The sequence below is a fragment of the Ensifer sp. M14 genome (genome assembly GCF_003355565.1).
In the GTDB taxonomy this organism is placed as follows: Bacteria; Pseudomonadota; Alphaproteobacteria; order Rhizobiales; family Rhizobiaceae; genus Ensifer.
Genome location: NZ_QJNR01000004.1, coordinates 210239 through 228959, shown reverse-complemented (window position 1 = coordinate 228959; position 18721 = coordinate 210239). Strand labels below are relative to the sequence as shown.

Sequence of the window (18721 nt, the reverse complement as noted above, 5' to 3'; positions counted from 1 at the left end):
CACGGCTTTTAACCGGGACCGACCGCGTCTATTGAGTATGCCACTTGCCGTGCAGATAACATGCCCGATCGAAAACGGACAGAAGCTGCGCCAACAATTCGGGAGAAACCCACATGGATGAACTTGCCATCGCCGATCGCCGCAGCCTGCGCAGGAAGCTCAGCTTCTGGCGCTGGATCGTCGCCGGCCTGCTTGCCGTTGTGGCTCTGGTGACGCTTTCCTGGTCGGGCTGGGCCGACAGCGCAGGACGTGCCCGCGATCATGTCGCCCGCGTGACGATTTCGGGCCTGATCCAGGACGACCGCGAATTGCTGGAGCGGCTCCAGCGGATCGAGGACAACGATTCCGTCAAGGCACTGGTGGTGACCATATCGTCGCCCGGCGGCACCACCTATGGCGGCGAGGTCATCTACAAGGCGATCCGCAAGGTCGCCGCCAAGAAGCCCGTCGTCTCCGACATCCGCACGTTGGCTGCCTCCGCCGGCTACATGATCGCGCTTGCCGGCGATACGATTGTTGCCGGCGAAAGCTCGATCACCGGCTCGATCGGCGTCATCTTCCAGTATCCCCAGGTCAAGGAGCTGATGGACAAGCTTGGCGTCTCGCTGGAATCGATCAAGTCCAGACCGCTGAAGGCCGAGCCGTCGCCCTTCCACCCACCGAGCGACGAAGCCAAGGCGATGATCCAGGCAATGATCGACGACAGCTATGGCTGGTTCGTCGACCTCGTTGCAGACCGCCGCAAGCTGTCGCGCGACGAGGCTCTCCTGCTTGCCGACGGACGGATTTTCACCGGACGACAGGCGCTCGGCCTCAAACTCGTCGACAAGCTTGGCGGTGACGACGAAATCCGCGCCTTCCTGGCCGACAGGAAGGTGTCGAAGGACCTCGCCGTGGTTGATTGGGAAGCGCCGCGACAGACCCTGCCATTCGGCCTCGGATCGGCCGTCTCCGAGTGGGTCAAGATGTTGGGATATGACGCTTTTCCGGCGATGAAAGGCCTCGAAAAAATCGGGGGTGACAAGTTGTTTCTTGACGGTCTTGTTTCGGTTTGGCAGGTTGATGCTCAATGAGGATGGCAGCATATGCCCAGCCTGATCCGTAACGTGGCCGTCCGCGCCCGATGAGCGCCGGTCATTGTCTTGCGGCAATCACAATGCAGACCGAAAAAGCAAAACAAACAAGAATTTAAGGGGGCGACAGTGATCAAGTCAGAACTGGTGCAGATTGTTGCAGCTCGCAATCCGCATCTCTACCACCGCGACGTCGAAAACATCGTCAACGCGGTGCTCGATGAGATCACAGACGCGCTGGCTGCCGGAAACCGTGTCGAACTGCGCGGTTTCGGTGCCTTCTCGGTCAAGAACCGGCCGTCCCGCTCCGGCCGCAATCCACGCACCGGCGATTCCGTTTTCGTCGAGGAAAAGTGGGTGCCGTTCTTCAAGACCGGCAAGGAGCTGCGCGAGCGGCTGAACCCGGGCATGAACGACGAAGAAGACTGATCGTCCTGCCCGATCGTCATGAATCCGGATTGTCGTCGTCGCCGCTGAGGCCTGTGCGATGATCCGGAAAACGGGAGCGCCGAATGCTCAAGAAACTGATCAACATCGTTTTCCTCGTCCCGGTCGGTGTCATCCTGATCGTGCTCAGCGTCGCCAATCGTCAGAGCGTCACGTTGGCCCTCAATCCATTTCGGCCCGAAGACAGCCTGCTGTCGGTCAGTGCGCCCTTCTTCGTCTTCCTGTTTCTCGCCGTCGTCGTCGGTCTGATCCTCGGTGCCGCCGCCACCTGGTTCAGCCAGGGCAAGTATCGTCGGCGCGCACGCAACGAGGCAACCGAGGCGCTGAAATGGCACCGCGAAGCTGAAAAGCACCGCAGCCAGGCGGAGAAGCTGGCCACCCAGGCAACACTCGCCGCCCCGCAGAGCTGAAAGCGAGGGCGGTCGCCCTTTAGCCGACCGCTTCCGCAGGTCCACCGACAGCGGCGCTGAAATCCGTAAAGAACTGCTGCGCCAGCTTCTTGGCGGTCGAATCGACCAGCCGGGAGCCGAGCTGTGCCAGCTTGCCGCCGATCTGCGCCTTGACGTCGTAGCGTAGCAGCGTCTCCGCACCGTCGTCGACCAGGGTCACATCCGCGCCACCCTTGGCAAAACCGGCAATGCCGCCCTTGCCTTCGCCTGAAATCGTGTAGCTTTCGGGCGGGTTGAGATTTGACAGAATGACGTCGCCGGTAAAGGAGGCCGAGACCGGACCGATCTTGATCTTGACCACTGCCGAAAGCTCGGTCGGCGATTTCATCTCGATCGACTGACAGCCGGGGATGCATCGCTTCAGGATATCCGGGTCGTTGAGGCCACGCCAAACGGCATCACGCGGTGCCGAGATGCGTTCTTCGCCGGTCATGTCCATGCGCATTCCTCCCATTGACAGTGCCGCGCGGCCAGCAGGGCGCGCGAAGGTTCATGTAATTCTCTGAATTCGCCTTGCAATCCTGTCCTGAATTCGTTTTCGACCGATGGATTGATGCAACTCTCGCTCCCGCACTGATCTTGGCAAATCGGAAACGGCTTTGCCAAGAGCATGAGCGGTGCTATTTGCAGCAACTAGACACGCCTCGCCTCGAATTCCGGGGTGCGGTGGCATACCTCATGGTGCCGGCCCGATTGCATCCGATATTCGCAAGGGCAGCGCCTCGTGACAAAACAAAGCCCAGGGATCTCAGCGTGAAGGAAAAGGACCGGCGGTCGAAGAATGCCTCCGTGACGACGGCGAAGGGCCGCGGAGCCGAGGCGCGTGGTGGTGGCCGCCTTGACAAGAAGCGTCCACCTTTTGCCAAGTCAGGCGACTTCAAGGAGCGTGCCGCCGTCCAGGCGACGGCAAAAGCCGTAGAGCCGCGCGACAGGCCGCCGCGGGCACAGGCCGAAAGCGAGGCTCCGGTTCGCGTCATCCCCCGCCGCTCCGGCGACAAGCCGGGCGAACATGTGCCGCTTATTCTGGAGACGTCGGGCGTTTCCGGCTATCATCTGATCGACAGCGGCGCCGGCGAAAAGCTCGAGCAGTACGGACCTTATCGCATCGTGCGCCCCGAGGCGCAGGCGCTCTGGCCGCGAACCCTGCCCGATAGCGTGTGGGAAAACGCCGACGCGATCTTCACCGGCGATACCGACGAGGACGGCATGGGCCGCTGGCGGTTTCCAGGGGCGGTTCTTGGCGAGACCTGGCCGATGCAGCTACTGGGCACCGACTTCCACGGCCGTTTCACCTCCTTCCGCCACGTCGGCGTGTTTCCCGAGCAGCTCGCGCACTGGAGTTGGGTGAAGGATCAGGTGGAGGCGTCCCGCCGTCCGCTCAAGGTCCTCAACCTCTTCGGCTATACCGGAGTTGCCTCGCTGATCGCCGCCAGGGCCGGCGCCGAGGTGACCCATGTCGACGCCTCGAAGAAGGCGATCGGCTGGGCCCGGGAGAACCAGGCACTGGCGCGCGCTGAAAAGCTGCCGATCCGCTGGATCTGTGACGACGCGATGAAGTTCATCCAGCGCGAGGAGCGGCGCGGCAGCCGCTATGACATCATCCTGACCGACCCGCCGAAGTTCGGGCGTGGTCCGAACGGCGAGGTCTGGCAACTTTTCGACCATCTGGCGGCGATGCTCGACATCTGCCGCGAGATCCTGTCGCCCGAGGCCCGCGGCTTGGTGCTGACGGCCTATTCGATCCGGGCCAGTTTCTACTCGATCCATGAACTGATGCGCGAGACGATGCGCGGCCGTGGTGGCCGGGTCGAATCGGGCGAACTCATCATCCGCGAAGGCGGGCTCGACGGCCGCGAGCCGGGACGGGCGCTTTCGACATCTCTCTTCAGCCGCTGGGTGCCGTAATGAGCAATGACAGAAGCGAACACGGCGCAGGCCGGGTCGGGCAGGTGAAGGAAGTCACCAGCCTCACCAATCCGATCATCAAAGACATCAAGCTGCTGGCGCAGAAGAAGCATCGCGACGAGACGCGGTCCTTCATGGCCGAGGGCTTGAAGCTGGTGATCGACGCGCTCGATCTCGGCTGGAAGATCAAGACGCTGATCTACGCCAAGGCCGCCAAGGGCAAGCCGCATGTGGAACAGGTGGCGGCCAAGACCTTTGCCCGCGGCGGGCTGGTGCTGGAAGTCAGCGAGAAGGTGCTGTCGACGATCACCCGGCGCGACAATCCGCAGATGGTCGTTGGGATCTTCGAGCAGCGCTACCGGGCGCTGAAGGATATCCGCCCCGAGCTCGGCGAGACCTATGTGGCGCTCGACCGCGTTCGTGATCCCGGCAATCTCGGCACGATTATCCGCACGGCCGATGCGGCCGGCGCCTCCGGCATCATTCTCGTTGGGGAAACGACGGATCCTTTCTCGCTCGAAACCGTGCGGGCGACCATGGGTTCGGTGTTCGCCATGCCGATCGTGCGCGCCAGCGCCGACGACTTCGTCAAATGGCAGAAGCAGGCCGGCGTCAAAGTCGTGGCCACGCATCTTGCCGGTTCGGTCGACTACCGGACGATCGACTACAAGTCGAAGCCGGTGGTGCTTTTGATGGGCAACGAACAGGCTGGCCTTCCCGAAGAGCTTGCCCGCGAGGCCGGAGCGCTTGCCCGCATTCCGCAGGCAGGGCGCGCCGATTCCCTCAATCTCGCCATCGCCACCGGCATCATGCTGTTTGAGGCGCGACGCCATCTGCTGGCGCTGGATGCCGGCGCATGAGCGAAAAGCAGGTCCTGTTTTCGAGGCCGCTGCCGATCGCGGTCTTCATCGCCTTGGCACTCGCCGCCGACCAGCTGATCAAGTATCTGGTCGAGGCCTATCTGCCATTCAATGAAGCGGTTCCTGTCGTGCCGATGCTGGCGCTCTACCGTACCTACAATTACGGTGTCGCCTTCTCGATGCTGTCGGGCATGGAAGGCTGGTTCATCGTCGGCATGCGTCTCGTCGTCGTCGCCTTCGTTCTGTGGCTGTGGCGGCGCACGCCGAAGGACAGGTTCTTTGCGCATTTCGGCTATGCCCTGATCATTGCCGGTGCGCTGGGCAACCTCGTCGACCGGCTGATCTTCGGCTACGTCATCGACTATATCCTGTTTCACACGCAGACATGGTCCTTCGCCGTCTTCAACCTGGCCGATAGTTTCATCACCGTTGGCGCCGGCGCGATCATTCTCGACGAGTTGCTGCAGGCGAAAAAGGCCAACGCTTAAGATTTTATCGATGCGTTGAAGCCATTTCGAACGCTTGCCGTGTTAGCCACGTGGCATGAGCGAGCCGTCACGATTGTTGGAGCAGATCGAATCCGGTTTCGGTGCGCAAGCCCGGCCCAGCGGCGCGATGCCGGCTGGCAGCACGGCGGATGGCTCCGGAGCAGTATCCAAGGACGGCGCATCGGCATACTCGCTGCGCCGTCTTTCGCTGGCATCTCTCGGGGTCATCGCCTCCGGTCTCGTGTTGGCGATCGGTATCGCCGCCGGTCTCTATCTGTTCTCCGCTGCGGTTGCGGCGGCTGGTCTTGCCGGTGTGCTGCTGTTGATTGCCGATGGCATCAGGGCTGTCGACAGCGACAGGACGGGTGCGGAAATCAGGCAGGACGGCGACTGGGATCGCCAGGAAACCTCGGCGCTGCTTTCGACCATCCACGATGCGCTTGGAGACCTGGCGATCATGCGTGGCATGGACGGCAAGATCGTCCATGCCAATGCCGCCTTTCATCGCGCCTGCGGACTTGACGATGCAAGAGGGCTGACCTGTGCTGCCATTGGCCTCAGTTTTGAGCCGAAGATCGAACCCAATCACTATCTCGTCCGGATCGCGGCACCTGAAGGGCTGCGCCTCTACGATTGGCACGACGTCATCGCAAGGGATCCGGCAAGCGGCCGGCTGATGCGCCACAGCATCGCGCGCGACGTGACGGAGGAGGCACGCGCCGCGCGGGAACGCGAAGACGCGCGCCGCCGCGCCGAAGAGGCAAGCCAGGCAAAGTCGAGACTGCTTGCAACCGTCAGCCATGAGATCCGCACGCCGCTCTCCGGTATCCTCGGCATGAGCCATCTGCTCGGCCAGACCCGGCTGTCGAGCGAGCAGAAGAACTATCTGGCCGGCATGCAGCAGTCCGGCCATGCACTGGTGCAGCTTGTCGAGGACCTGATCGATTTCTCGTCGCTGTCTGCCGGGCGTTTCCAGTTCCGGCCATCGCGGCAGGACCCACGTGGCGTCATCGAGAGTGTCGTCGAGATGCTGTCGAACCGGGCGCACGAAAAGGGCATCGAGATCGGCGCAACCGTCACCGCCGACGTTCCGACGTTGATGGAGTTCGACGCGGCGCGCCTGCGCCAGGTCCTGTTCAACGTCATCGGCAACGCCGTGAAGTTCACCGAGATCGGCGGGGTTTTCGTCAGCGCCGATATCGTCGAGGATTGCGTTCGCATCCTGATCGACGACACCGGGCCGGGTATGTCGGGCGACGATTTGAAGCGCATCTTCGAAGAGTTCGAGCAAGCCGGAAATGAAGAGCAGCGCGCCAAGGGCACGGGACTTGGGCTGGCGATCTCGCGTCGGATCATGCAGGCCTGCGGCGGCAGCCTGACGGCATCGAGCGCACCGGGGCGTGGCAGCCGCTTTGAGATCCGCCTGCCGCTCGCCGAAGTTGAGCGTGTCACGCCGGAGCGGCGCGTCAGGCTCGCCCGATCGCATGTGCTTGTGATGGCCCCGGATGGCCCGGCGTCCGCTGCGTTGTCCTCCACCATCGCCACCCTCGGCGGTCGTTGCCATCGGGCAACCACGCTTGCCGCCGCGCAGAATGTCATCTCGGACGTCCTTGCCGGCGGCGCTGCGTTGACCGACATCATCGTCGATCATCGCCACGCCGGTCAGTTCAAGCAGCTTCTCGCCCTGCAGCCGGCGGTGGCGCGCCTCGACGTGCGCCGGACCTATCTGATCAATCCGGAGGAGCGCAACAACCATCCGGTCGACCAGATGGACGGCTACGAGGCCTGGCTGATCCGCCCCTTGCGCGAGAAGTCGTTGGTCGAAGTGCTGCTCGGGCGGCTGAAAGGCATCGAAAAACGCGACGCCATCAACGACAACCGGCCGATCCTGCGGGAGGAGCCGACGATTGCGCCCGCCAAACAGAGCCCGCGCGGCATCCTTTTGGCAGAGGACGATCCGGTGAATGCACTGATCGTGCGCACCGTGCTGGAGCGCGCCGGACTGACGGTTCGCTTGGTGACTGATTTTGGTGCCGTCGATCAGATCCTTTCCGGCAAAGGCGATCCGTCCCAGGCGATGCCGGAGCTTGTTGTCACCGATCTCAACATGCCGGGCGGCGACGGGTTTTCGATGTTGAGGCGCCTGCGCGAGAACGAGGCCATAGGGCCGGGGCGGCGTCTTCCGGTGGTCGTGCTCACATCCGACGTGCGGCTGGAAGTGAGGGACAGGCTGATTGCGGCCGGCGCTGATGTCGTGCTGCCCAAGCCCGCGGATCCGCAGCGGCTGATGGCGGAAATAAGCCGCCTTCTCGAGATACGGTAAGGGCTGAAGTCGTAACGGTATCGCCGTCCTGGCAGGGGTTGTGCGCCGTTTTCATGTCACTATGTTGTTGCAGAAACGTGGTCTAAGCCCGGCAGATACGAATGATTCGGGATGACGCGGATGACGATCGAGCTTCTGGATTCGACGAGCGTGGTAGACACTTCTCAGGCTTGCGTCGGCAAGACAATGACCGCCCCGGCGACCGACGTTCTCGGTCGAATAGCCAACCTGGAGACCCGGCTTGCGCGCAACGCATCGGAGATCGATGCTGCACAGGCGGTGCGTTACAAGGTTTTCGTCGAGGAGATGAAGGCGCAGGTCGGCGCCGACCTCGATCGTCGCAAGCGCGACGTTGATAGCTGGGACGCGATCTGCGACCATCTGCTTGTGCTCGACACGGCGATCGAGGGCGATCCGGAAGACCAGATCGTCGGCACCTATCGCCTGCTGCGCCAGGATGTGGCCGAGCGGGCCGGCGGCTTCTACTCCGCTTCGGAATTCGATGTCGGCGCACTTCTCTCACGCCATTCCAACAAACGCTTCATGGAACTCGGTCGCTCCTGCGTGTTGCCGGATTACCGCACGAAGCGCACGGTGGAGCTGCTGTGGCAGGGCAACTGGGCCTACGCATTGAGATACGGCGTCGATGCCATGTTCGGCTGCGGCTCGTTCCCGGGCACCGTTCCGGCCGAGCATGCGCTGGCGCTCTCCTTCCTTCACCACAACATCCGTGCGCGCGACGAATGGGCCGTCTCCGCGAGGCCCGAATTGCACCGGACGATGGACATGATGCCGGTCGAGGCCATCAATCCAAAGAAGGCGCTGGCCGCCTTGCCGCCGCTGATCAAGGGTTACATGCGCCTCGGGGCCATGGTTGGCGACGGCGCTGTGGTCGATCATGCCTTCCACACCACCGACGTGCTGATCGTTTTGCCGATCAGCAACATCTCCGGCCGCTACCTCAATTATTACGGCGCGGATGCCGGGCGGTTCGCGACGTCGGTATCCTGACAGGCAGCCGACGCAATTAACCAGATATTAAGGATGGATTTGACTTTCGGCCTCGAAAGGGACGATAGTCTTGTCAAGAAGAGTTTTGGTTTTATGACGAAATAATAGAAAGATTAACGGAGAGAGCCGCCAGATTCAAATGAGATTGGCGTGTATTTTGCTCTACCTCCACATTATTTCATCGCATAGGAAGTAAGTCTTCCATTATGTATTGAGCTCGACCCCTTTCCCAAGGGTGTCGAGCTCTTCTTTTGTGAGCAGTTCTATATTGTTTCTGCTTCGGATCGGCACGCCCTGCTCCATCGATGGACAGGCGTGTCTCGAAATCGAACATTGTCCGCCGATGTCACATTCCGGCGTTGTAGGCCGCGAGCGCCGCCATGTTGACGATGTCGGAATCCTTCGCCGACATTGAAACGATCTGCACCGATTTGTCGAAGCCGACCAGCAGAGGCCCGATGACCGTCGAGCCGCCGAGTTCCTGCAGCATCTTGGTGGAGATCGAGGCCGAGTGGAACGCCGGCATGACGAGCACGTTGGCCGTGCCCGAAAGACGGCAGAAGGGATACTGCTCCATCACCTTCGGATTGAGCGCCACATCGGCGGCCATTTCGCCGTCATACTCGAAATCGACCCGGCGCTTGTCGAGGATGTTGACCGCTTCGCGCACTCGCTCGGAGCGTTCGCCCGAGGGATGGCCGAAGGTCGAATAGGCCAGCATCGCGACGCGCGGCACATAACCGAGACGCTTGGCGAGACCTGCCGCTTCCTCGGCGATATCGGCGAGCTCCTCCGAAGACGGCATGTCGTGCACGGCCGTGTCGGCCACCAACACGGTGCGGCCGCGGCAAAGCGCGATCGACACGCCGATGACCCGGTGACCCGGCTTCGGGTCGATGCAGCGGCGCACGTCTTCAAGGGCGGTCGAGTAGTTGCGGGTGACGCCCGTCACCATGCCGTCGGCATCGCCGAGCGCGACCATGCAGGCGGCAAAGTGGTTGCGGTCGTTGTTGATCAGGCGCTGGGCGTCACGGAACAGGTAGCCCTTCCGCTGCAGGCGCGCATAGAGATAGTCGGTATAGGCGCCGACCCGCTTGGAAACGCGGGCATTGGCGATCTGGATGCCGGGGCGGTCGAGGTCGATGCCCTCGCGCTCCGCCGTCTCGCGCATGCGGTCCTCGCGGCCGAGCAGGATCGCCGTGCCGAGCTGCTGGTTGGCATAGGCGATCGCCGAGCGCATGACCTGCACCTCTTCACCTTCGGCAAAGACGATGCGCTTCGGCTGGCGCCGGACGCGCTCGTAGATCCGCTGCAGCGTCGAGGCGATCGGGTCGCGGCGGGCGGAAAGCTGGCGGCCATAGGCTTCGAGATCGGTGATCGGCTTGCAGGCGACGCCGGTCTCCATCGCCGCCTTGGCGACGGCCATCGGGATCGCCGAGATCAGCCTGGGGTCGAAGGGGACGGGGATGATGTACTGCGCGCCGAAGCGCGGACGGTTGCCCTGGTAGGCGGCTGCCACATCGTCAGGCACGTCTTCCTTGGCAAGGCTTGCGAGCGCCTCGGCCGCCGCGATCTTCATCGCATCGTTGATCGTCGAGGCGCGCACGTCGAGCGCACCGCGGAAGATGTAGGGGAAGCCGAGCACGTTGTTGACCTGGTTCGGATAGTCCGAACGGCCGGTTGCGACGATGGCGTCGTCACGGATGCGGGCGACCTCTTCTGGGGTGATTTCAGGATCCGGGTTGGCCATCGCGAAGATGATCGGCCGCGGTGCCATCGAGCGCACCATGTCCTCCGATAGTGCGCCCTTGGCGGAAAGGCCGAACACCACGTCGGCGCCGTCGATCGCTTCGGCAAGCGTGCGGCGGTCGGTCTTGACCGCATGCGCCGACTTCCACTGGTTCATGCCTTCGGTGCGGCCCTGGAAGATCACGCCCTTGGTGTCGCAGAGGATGACGTTTTCGGGATTGAAGCCCATCGATTTGATCAGTTCGATGCAGGCGATGGCGGCAGCGCCCGCACCGTTGCAGACGAGCTTGGTGGTCTTGAAGTCGCGACCGGTCAAGGTCAGCGCGTTGATGAGGCCGGCCGCGGCGATGATCGCGGTGCCGTGCTGGTCGTCGTGGAACACCGGAATGTCCATGACCTCGCGCAGCTTCTGCTCGATGATGAAACAGTCCGGCGCCTTGATGTCCTCGAGGTTGATGCCGCCGAAGGAGGGGCCGAGGAAGCGCACGCAGTTGATGAACTCGTCGACATTCTCGGTGTCGACCTCGAGATCGATCGAATCGACATCGGCGAAGCGCTTGAACAGCACGGCCTTGCCTTCCATGACCGGCTTGGAGGCGAGCGCCCCGAGATTGCCGAGGCCGAGGATGGCCGTGCCGTTGGAAATGACCGCGACCATGTTGCCGCGCGTGGTGTAGTCGTAGGCGGTGGAGGGGTCTTCGGCGATCGCCAGGACCGGCACGGCGACGCCGGGCGAATAGGCAAGCGACAGGTCGCGCTGTGTGGCCATGGCCTTGGTGGGGGAAATCTCCAGCTTTCCGGGGCGACCCTGCGAGTGAAAATCGAGCGCTTCCTGCGCGGTGACGCTCGTCATTGTGCGATCGGTCTTGTCGGTGCCGGGCATGTTTCCTCCATCCTCCTGTGGGCGACCCTGTCGGAGCGCCTCTTTATGGTTGTCGTCTATAATTGCTTGGCGATAGTGTGCCATCTCTTTTTTCGGGACAATCATGAATTTCGTGACAGACCAATCGAGCCGCTCCGGCGAGGTGTTTTCTGCAGCCGAACTGGCGACCGAGGAGAGCCGCTCCACGGCAACGCCGATGATGGAGCAGTTCATCGAGATCAAGGCGAACAATCCGGATTCGCTGCTTTTCTATCGCATGGGCGACTTCTACGAGCTGTTCTTCCAGGACGCCGTCGAAGCCTCGCGGGCACTCGGCATCACGCTGACGAAGCGCGGCCAGCATATGGGGCAGGAAATCCCGATGTGCGGCGTGCCGGTGCATGCGGCCGACGATTATCTGCAGAAACTGATTGGCCTCGGCTTTCGCGTCGCGGTGTGCGAGCAGGTCGAGGATCCGGCCGAGGCCAAGAAGCGGGGCGGCAAGTCGGTCGTCCGCCGCGACGTCGTCCGGCTGGTGACGCCGGGAACTATCACCGAGGAGAAGCTGTTGTCTCCGTCGGAGACCAACTATCTGATGGCGCTCGCCCGCATCAAGAGCAGTTCGGAACCGGCCTATGCGCTTGCCTGGATCGATATCTCGACCGGCGTCTTCCGGCTCGCCGAAACGGCTGAGAGCCGGCTGCTTGCCGATATCCTGCGCATCGAGCCGCGCGAACTGATCCTCGCCGACACCGTTTTCCACGATCCGGAACTGCGTGCCGTGTTCGACGTGCTCGGCCGGGTGGCGGTGCCGCAACCGGCCGTGCTGTTCGACAGCGCCACGGCGGAAGGCCGTATCGCCCGCTACTTCGGCGTCAAGACGCTCGATGGCTTCGGCAGCTTCTCGCGCGCCGAGATGGCGGCCGCATCCGCTGCCATCTCCTACGTCGAAAAGACCCAACTCGCCGAACGCCCGGCACTCGGCACGCCCGAGCGCGAGAGCGCTGCCTCGACACTGTTCATCGATCCGGCGACGCGGGCCAACCTCGAACTGGTCAAGACCCTGTCTGGCGCCCGCGAAGGCACGTTGTTGAAAGCGCTCGACCGGACGGTGACGAGCGGCGGCGCGCGGCTTCTCGCCGAACGGCTGATGTCGCCGCTGACCGACCCGGATCGTATCAACCAGCGGCTGGATTCGATCGAGATCCTGGCCGGCCAACCGTCCTTTGCCGGTGATCTCAGGGACCAACTCCGGCGTGCGCCCGACATGCCACGGGCGCTGTCACGGCTGGCGCTTGGCCGTGGCGGTCCGCGCGATCTCGGTGCAATCCAGGCCGGCCTCAGGGCGGCGGCAACGATCTCGCGGCTGATGGCCTCGGGCAATCTTTCTGAAGAACTTGTCGAGGCGCGCACAGCGATCGACGCCTTGCCGTCGTCCGTCCTCGATCACCTTGATGCGATGCTTTCCGATGAACTACCGCTCCTCAAGCGCGACGGCGGCTTCCTGCGCGAGGGGGCAAATGCCGACCTTGATGAAGTGCGGGGGTTGCGCGACCAGTCGCGCCGCGTCATCGCCGGGCTGCAGCTGCAATATTCCGAAGAGACCGGCATCAAGTCGCTGAAGATCAAGCACAACAATGTGCTCGGCTATTTCATTGAGGTGACGGCGGGCAATGCCGGCTCGATGACTGACACGGACGAGGGCCGCGCCCGCTTCATTCATCGCCAGACCATGGCGAATGCCATGCGCTTCACCACCACTGCGCTTGCCGAGCTCGAGAGCAAGATTGCCAACGCCGCCGACCGGGCGCTGACGATCGAGCTTGCTGCCTTCGAGGCGATGACATCAGATGTCGTGGCAGCAGCCGAGGTCATCAAGGCGGCATCGCTGGCGCTTGCGACCGTCGATGTTTCAGCCGGCCTCGCGATCCTGGCGGAAGAACAGAACTATGCTCGCCCTGTTGTCGACCACACGCGCATGTTCGCCATCGAGGGCGGTCGCCATCCCGTCGTCGAGCAGGCGCTGAAACGCCAGGCGTCCAACGCCTTTGTCGCCAATGGTTGCGATCTGTCGCCGCCATCAGGCGAAGAGGGCGGGGCGATCTGGCTGCTGACCGGTCCTAACATGGGCGGTAAGTCGACCTTCCTACGGCAGAACGCGCTGATCGCGATCATGGCGCAGATGGGCACCTTCGTGCCTGCCGCAAGCGCCCATATCGGCATCGTCGACCGGCTGTTTTCGCGCGTCGGCGCCTCGGACGATCTTGCCCGCGGTCGCTCGACCTTCATGGTCGAGATGGTCGAAACGGCGGCGATCCTCAACCAGGCGACCGATCGCTCGCTGGTGATCCTCGATGAGATCGGCCGCGGCACCGCCACCTTCGACGGTCTGTCGATCGCCTGGGCGTCCGTCGAGCATCTGCATGAGGCCAACCGCTGCCGAGGCCTGTTCGCGACCCACTTCCACGAACTGACCGTGCTTTCGGAAAAGCTCGGCCGGCTCTCGAATGCGACCATGCGCGTCAAGGAGTGGCACGGCGACGTGATCTTCCTGCACGAGGTCGGGCCGGGTGCGGCCGACCGTTCCTATGGCATCCAGGTCGCCCGTCTCGCCGGCCTGCCGGCCTCGGTGGTGGCGCGTGCCAAGGACGTGCTTGCCAAGCTCGAAGACGCCGATCGCAAGAACCCGGCAAGCCAGCTGATCGACGATCTGCCGCTGTTCCAGGTGGCCATCCGCCGCGAAGAGGCCAAGCCCGCCGGGAACTCCAGGGTTGACGAGGCGCTGAAGGCGCTCAACCCCGACGATATGACACCGCGCGAGGCGCTGGACGCGCTCTACGCGCTGAAGAAGGAACTGAGTGCTCGGTGACGGGCACTCCGTTTTTGCTGTGCATGCGCCGATGAAAAAGGCTATACAGCGCCGCGCGCCTCGAAAGGGCGTGGCGATCAGCCGGTAGTAATTCGAAACGCTGCACGGTCCCGGTTCGGCCTTGATCGAATGGGAGCATGCAGGAATGCTCTTCAAACAGCGGACCACGCAACCAGTCGGACAGGACGCCCCTCGGCACTTCATGGGCAGACACGAAACTTCCTTTCCCGAAATTCTCGATGTCGCAGCGCTTCGGGCGAAATGCGACTTCATCGCCTCGGCCCATGCCGAGCAGCGCGAACCGATGCGTCAGGCACTGCTCGCAGCCTTCAAGCAGGCCAACGTTGCCGGCCGCGCCAAGGCGCGCGAACTCTTTGCCGGCGACGGTGGCGGCATCCTGTGCGCCGAGCGCATCTCCTGGCTTCAGGACCAGCTGATCACGGTGCTGCATGATTTCGTGCTCAACGAGATCTTTGATGCGGCCAATGCGCCGCCTGCAAGCCGCATCGCGGTTGCTGCGGTCGGCGGCTACGGCCGCGGTACGCTGGCGCCGGGCTCCGACATCGACCTGCTCTTCCTGCTGCCGGTGAAGAAGGCCGTCTGGGCAGAGCCCGCCATTGAGTTCATGCTCTATATCCTGTGGGATCTGGGCTTCAAGGTCGGCCATGCCACCCGCACGATCGAGGATTGCATCCGGCTCTCGCGCGCCGACATGACGATCCGTACGGCGATCCTCGAGACCCGCTACATCTGCGGCTCCGAGGTACTGGCGGCCGAGCTCGAAACGCGCTTCGACCATGAGATCGTGCGCAACACCGGGCCGGATTTCATCGCCGCCAAGCTCGCCGAGCGCGACGAGCGCCACCGCAAGGCCGGCGACACGCGTTATCTCGTCGAGCCCAACGTCAAGGAAGGCAAGGGCGGGCTGCGGGACCTGCACACGCTGTTCTGGATCGCCAAGTATTTCTACCGGGTCAAGGATTCCGCCGACCTGGTGAAGCTCGGCGTTCTCTCGCGAACGGAATACAAGCTGTTCCAGAAGGCCGAGGACTTCCTTTGGGCGGTGCGCTGCCACATGCATTTCCAGACCGGAAAGGCCGAGGAGCGTCTGTCCTTCGACATTCAGCGCGAGATCGCCGAGGCGCTCGGTTATCACGACCACCCGGGCCTTTCGGCGGTCGAACGCTTCATGAAGCACTACTTCCTGGTGGCCAAGGATGTCGGTGACCTCACCCGCATCTTCTGCGCAGCCCTTGAGGATCAGCAGGCCAAGGACGCGCCGGGCCTTTCCGGCATCATCGGCCGCTTCACTCATCGCAGCCGCAAGATCGCCGGCACCCTCGATTTCGTCGACGACGGCGGGCGCATCGCGCTTGCAAGCCCCGATGTCTTCAAGCGCGACCCGGTCAATCTCCTGCGTTTCTTCCACATCGCCGACATCAACAATCTCGAATTTCACCCGGCGGCCCTTCGCCAGGTGACGCGCTCGCTCGGCCTGATCAAGCCGCAGTTGCGCGAGAGCGAGGAAGCCAACCGGCTGTTCCTGTCGATCCTGACCTCGCGGCGCAAGCCGGAGCTGATCCTTCGCCGCATGAACGAGGCGGGCGTGCTTGGCCGCTTCATTCCGGACTTCGGCAAGATCGTCTCGATGATGCAGTTCAACATGTATCATCACTACACGGTGGACGAGCATCTGCTGCGCGCAGTCGACGTTCTCTCGCGGGTCGAGCGCGGCATCGAGGAGGACGCCCACCCGCTGGTCGCCAAGCTGATGCCCGGGATCGAGGAGCGCGAGGTGCTCTATGTCGCCGTGCTTCTGCACGATATCGCCAAGGGTCGGCCGGAGGATCATTCGGTCGCCGGCGCCAAGGTGGCGCGCCGGCTCTGCCCGCGTTTCGGCCTGACGCCGAAGCAGACCGAGCTGGTCGCCTGGCTCATCGACGAGCATCTGACGATGTCGATGGTCGCCCAGACCCGCGACCTCAACGATCGCAAGACCATCGTCGACTTTGCCGAACGGGTTCAGTCGCTCGACCGTCTGAAAATGCTGTTGATCCTCACCGTCTGCGACATCCGCGCCGTCGGCCCGGGTGTGTGGAACGGCTGGAAGGGGCAGCTGCTCCGCACGCTCTACTATGAAACCGAGCTCCTGCTTTCGGGCGGCTTCTCCGAGCTGTCGCGCAAGGAGCGTGCGGCCCATGCGGCGACCATGCTGAGCGACGCACTGACCGACTGGCCGGTAAGCGAGCGCGAGGCCTACGTCCGGCTGCACTATCAGCCGTATCTGCTGACGGTGGCGCTTGAAGACCAGATCCGCCATGCCCGCTTCATCCGCGAGGCCGATGCGGCCGGCAAGGCGCTGTCGACCATGGTGCGCACGCACCAGTTCCATGCGATTACCGAAATCACCGTGCTTTCGCCCGACCACCCGCGGCTGTTGACGGTCATTGCCGGCGCCTGTGCGGCGGCCGGTGCCAACATCGTCGACGCGCAGATCTTCACGACGTCCGATGGCCGGGCGCTGGATACGATCCTGGTCAACCGCGAGTTTTCCGTCGACGGCGACGAGACGCGCCGGGCCGCAAGCATCGGCAAGCTGATCGAGGACGTGCTGTCGGGCCGCAAGCGCCTGCCGGAAGTGATTGCCAGCCGCACCAAGGTCAAGAAGCGCAACAAGGCCTTCACCGTGACCCCTGAGGTGACGATCAGCAACACGCTCTCGAACAAGTTCACGGTCATCGAGGTCGAGTGCCTCGACCGCCCCGGCCTGCTGTCAGAGATCACCGCCGTGCTCTCGGACCTTTCTCTCGACATTGCCTCGGCGCACATCACCACCTTCGGCGAGAAGGTCATCGACACCTTCTACATCACCGATCTCGTCGGCCAGAAGGTCACCAGTGAAAACCGCCAGATGAACATCGCCGCCCGCCTGAAGGCCGTCATGGCCGACGAGGCCGACGAGGTTCGAGACCGGATGCCATCCGGCATCATCGCGCCTGCCGCAGGCACGTCCTCCGCTCAAAGAACGACAAAAGCCGAAACATGAGTCTGGTCAAGAAATTTGCAACCGTCGGCGGCGCCACGCTCGGCAGCCGCCTGTTCGGCTTCATCCGCGAAACCTTCATGGCGGCGGCGCTTGGCACCGGCCCGGTCGCCGATGCCTTCAACACCGCCTTCCGCCTGCCCAACACCTTTCGCAGGCTCTTTGCCGAAGGCGCCTTCAACTCCGCCTTCGTGCCGCTCTTTGCCAAGGAGATCGAGGCGAACGGCATGGAAGGCGCGCGGCGCTTCTCCGAGGAAGTCTTCGGCGTTCTCTTCACCGTGCTTCTGTTCCTGACGATCGCGATGGAACTGACGATGCCGTTCATCGTCAGCAACCTGATCGCGCCCGGTTTCGCCAACGATCCAGCAAAGCTCGGCAACACCATCGTCTTCGCGACGATCATGTTCCCCTATCTCGCCTGCATGTCGCTCGCCGCGATGATGGCGGGCATGCTGAATTCGCTGCACCGTTATTTCGCCGCAGCGATCGCGCCGGTGTTCCTCAACATCATCCTGATCGGTATCCTCGGCTATGCCTGGTATATCGGCCAGGATCCGATTGCCGTCGGCTATGGCCTCTCCTGGGGCGTGATGGCCGCCGGTCTCGTGCAACTGGCGATCGTCTGGGTCGCCGTGCGCAATGCCGGCATCAAGATCGGCTTCCGTCGGCCCCGGCTGACGTCCAACGTCCGGCGGTTGCTGGTGCTGGCGCTGCCGGCTGCGATCACCGGCGGCATCACCCAGATCAACCTGCTGATCAACACCAATATCGCCTCGGCGCAGGCGGGTGCCGTATCGTCGCTCGTCTATGCCGACCGCATCTACCAGCTGCCGCTCGGCGTCGTCGGCATTGCAGTCGCAACGGTGCTGTTGCCGGAACTGGCGCGGGCGCTGCGCTCCGGCAACCTCAACGAGGCGTCGAACCTGCAGAACCGCTCTGTTGAGTTCACCCTGTTCCTGACCTTGCCGGCAGCAGCTGCCCTGCTGGTGATGTCTGAGCCGATCGTCCGGCTGCTGTTCGAGCGCGGTGAATTCTCGGCGTCGTCGACCGTCGTCGTCGGCCATATTCTGGCGATCTACGGCCTAGGTCTTCCGGCCTTCGTGCTGATCAAGGCCTTCATTCCCGGCTTCTTTGCCCGCGAGGATACACGCACGCCGATGATCTTTGCCGGCATCTCGGTTGCGGTGAACGTATCGCTGGCCCTAACGCTGTTTCCGCGGCTGGGCGCAAGCGGCATCGCCACGGCGGAAATCGTTGCCGGCTGGGTCAATGCCGTGCTCTTGTTCGGCATGCTCGTCTGGCGCGGCCATTGGGGGCGTGACATCCCGCTTCTGACCCGCATTCCCCGTCTTGTCATCGCAGCTGCCGGCATGGCGGTCGCGCTGCATTTTGCCCTGCAATGGCTGGCCTACGAGGTGTCGTCGGCAGCGCCGCTAGTGGTGCGCGCAACCACGCTTTGCGGTCTGGTGGCCGTTGCGATGGTGATCTATTTCGCGATCGCTTTCGGCATCGGCGGCGCCAATCTCGGCATGATCCGCCGCAACATGAAGCGCGAGGCGAAGACCAAGGCAGAGCCTGCGCCGACCCCGGACACGGACGCCTGACAAGCCTGACTATCAAGCGGCGATGCCGACAACAATCG

At 63.2% G+C, this 18721-nt stretch carries 13 protein-coding genes; 11 read left to right on the top strand and 2 right to left on the bottom strand.

The genetic code is table 11. The features are described from left to right. Window positions 1-113: 113 nt before the first annotated feature. The 3 genes from sppA (at window position 114) to BLJAPNOD_RS01130 (ending at window position 1930) form a co-directional block, all read left to right on the top strand. Window positions 114-1073 carry a signal peptide peptidase SppA gene (sppA, locus tag BLJAPNOD_RS01140; protein ID WP_077502996.1) on the top strand — a complete coding sequence of 320 codons (960 nt, stop codon included), beginning with the start codon at window positions 114-116 and terminating at the stop codon, window positions 1071-1073. A gap of 129 nt (window positions 1074-1202) precedes the next feature. Then, window positions 1203-1502 carry an integration host factor subunit beta gene (locus tag BLJAPNOD_RS01135; protein ID WP_077502995.1) on the top strand — a complete coding sequence of 100 codons (300 nt, stop codon included), beginning with the start codon at window positions 1203-1205 and terminating at the stop codon, window positions 1500-1502. A gap of 83 nt (window positions 1503-1585) precedes the next feature. Continuing rightward, on the top strand, window positions 1586-1930 hold the full coding sequence (locus BLJAPNOD_RS01130; protein ID WP_077502994.1) for a DUF1049 domain-containing protein: 345 nt from the start codon (window positions 1586-1588) through the stop codon (window positions 1928-1930). 19 nt (window positions 1931-1949) lie between these two features. Here BLJAPNOD_RS01130 and BLJAPNOD_RS01125 read toward each other — a convergent pair whose 3' ends face one another. Continuing rightward, window positions 1950-2408 (bottom strand): carbon monoxide dehydrogenase subunit G, encoded by a 459-nt coding sequence (locus BLJAPNOD_RS01125; protein ID WP_077502993.1) that lies wholly within the window; start codon window positions 2406-2408, stop codon window positions 1950-1952. Window positions 2409-2722: 314 nt separating this feature from the next. Here BLJAPNOD_RS01125 and BLJAPNOD_RS01120 point away from each other — a divergent pair, with 314 nt between their 5' ends. From BLJAPNOD_RS01120 to BLJAPNOD_RS01100, 5 genes are all read left to right on the top strand, one after another. Beyond that, on the top strand, window positions 2723-3874 hold the full coding sequence (locus tag BLJAPNOD_RS01120; RefSeq protein ID WP_115421079.1) for a class I SAM-dependent rRNA methyltransferase: 1152 nt from the start codon (window positions 2723-2725) through the stop codon (window positions 3872-3874). Beyond that, the gene (locus BLJAPNOD_RS01115) at window positions 3874-4734 is read left to right on the top strand and encodes an RNA methyltransferase (RefSeq protein WP_077502991.1); all 861 of its coding nucleotides are present in this window, start codon (window positions 3874-3876) and stop codon (window positions 4732-4734) included. The genes BLJAPNOD_RS01120 and BLJAPNOD_RS01115 overlap by 1 nt, the downstream gene beginning before the upstream one ends. Then, a complete protein-coding gene (gene lspA / locus BLJAPNOD_RS01110) occupies window positions 4731-5222 on the top strand; it encodes a signal peptidase II (RefSeq protein WP_077502990.1) in 492 nt (163 codons plus the stop codon). The genes BLJAPNOD_RS01115 and lspA overlap by 4 nt, the downstream gene beginning before the upstream one ends. Window positions 5223-5277: 55 nt before the next feature. Next, on the top strand, window positions 5278-7545 hold the full coding sequence (locus tag BLJAPNOD_RS01105) for an ATP-binding protein (RefSeq protein WP_115418632.1): 2268 nt from the start codon (window positions 5278-5280) through the stop codon (window positions 7543-7545). Between the two features lie 120 nt (window positions 7546-7665). Beyond that, complete coding sequence (locus tag BLJAPNOD_RS01100) at window positions 7666-8556, top strand: GNAT family N-acetyltransferase (RefSeq protein ID WP_115418631.1); 891 nt, start codon at window positions 7666-7668, stop codon at window positions 8554-8556. A gap of 346 nt (window positions 8557-8902) precedes the next feature. Here BLJAPNOD_RS01100 and BLJAPNOD_RS01095 read toward each other — a convergent pair whose 3' ends face one another. Beyond that, entirely contained in the window at window positions 8903-11188 is a 2286-nt protein-coding gene (locus BLJAPNOD_RS01095) for an NADP-dependent malic enzyme (protein ID WP_115418630.1), read from the bottom strand. Between the two features lie 103 nt (window positions 11189-11291). Here BLJAPNOD_RS01095 and mutS point away from each other — a divergent pair, with 103 nt between their 5' ends. The 3 genes from mutS to murJ all read left to right on the top strand — a co-directional run bounded on the left by mutS (window position 11292) and on the right by murJ (window position 18683). After that, the gene (gene mutS, locus BLJAPNOD_RS01090; RefSeq protein ID WP_115418629.1) at window positions 11292-14036 is read left to right on the top strand and encodes a DNA mismatch repair protein MutS; all 2745 of its coding nucleotides are present in this window, start codon (window positions 11292-11294) and stop codon (window positions 14034-14036) included. 202 nt (window positions 14037-14238) lie between these two features. Further along, the gene (locus BLJAPNOD_RS01085; RefSeq protein ID WP_115418628.1) at window positions 14239-17082 is read left to right on the top strand and encodes a [protein-PII] uridylyltransferase; all 2844 of its coding nucleotides are present in this window, start codon (window positions 14239-14241) and stop codon (window positions 17080-17082) included. After that, window positions 17079-18683: a murein biosynthesis integral membrane protein MurJ gene (gene murJ, locus BLJAPNOD_RS01080; RefSeq protein ID WP_115418627.1), complete on the top strand. Its 1605-nt coding sequence runs from the start codon at window positions 17079-17081 to the stop codon at window positions 18681-18683. The genes BLJAPNOD_RS01085 and murJ overlap by 4 nt, the downstream gene beginning before the upstream one ends. Window positions 18684-18721: the final 38 nt, after the last annotated feature.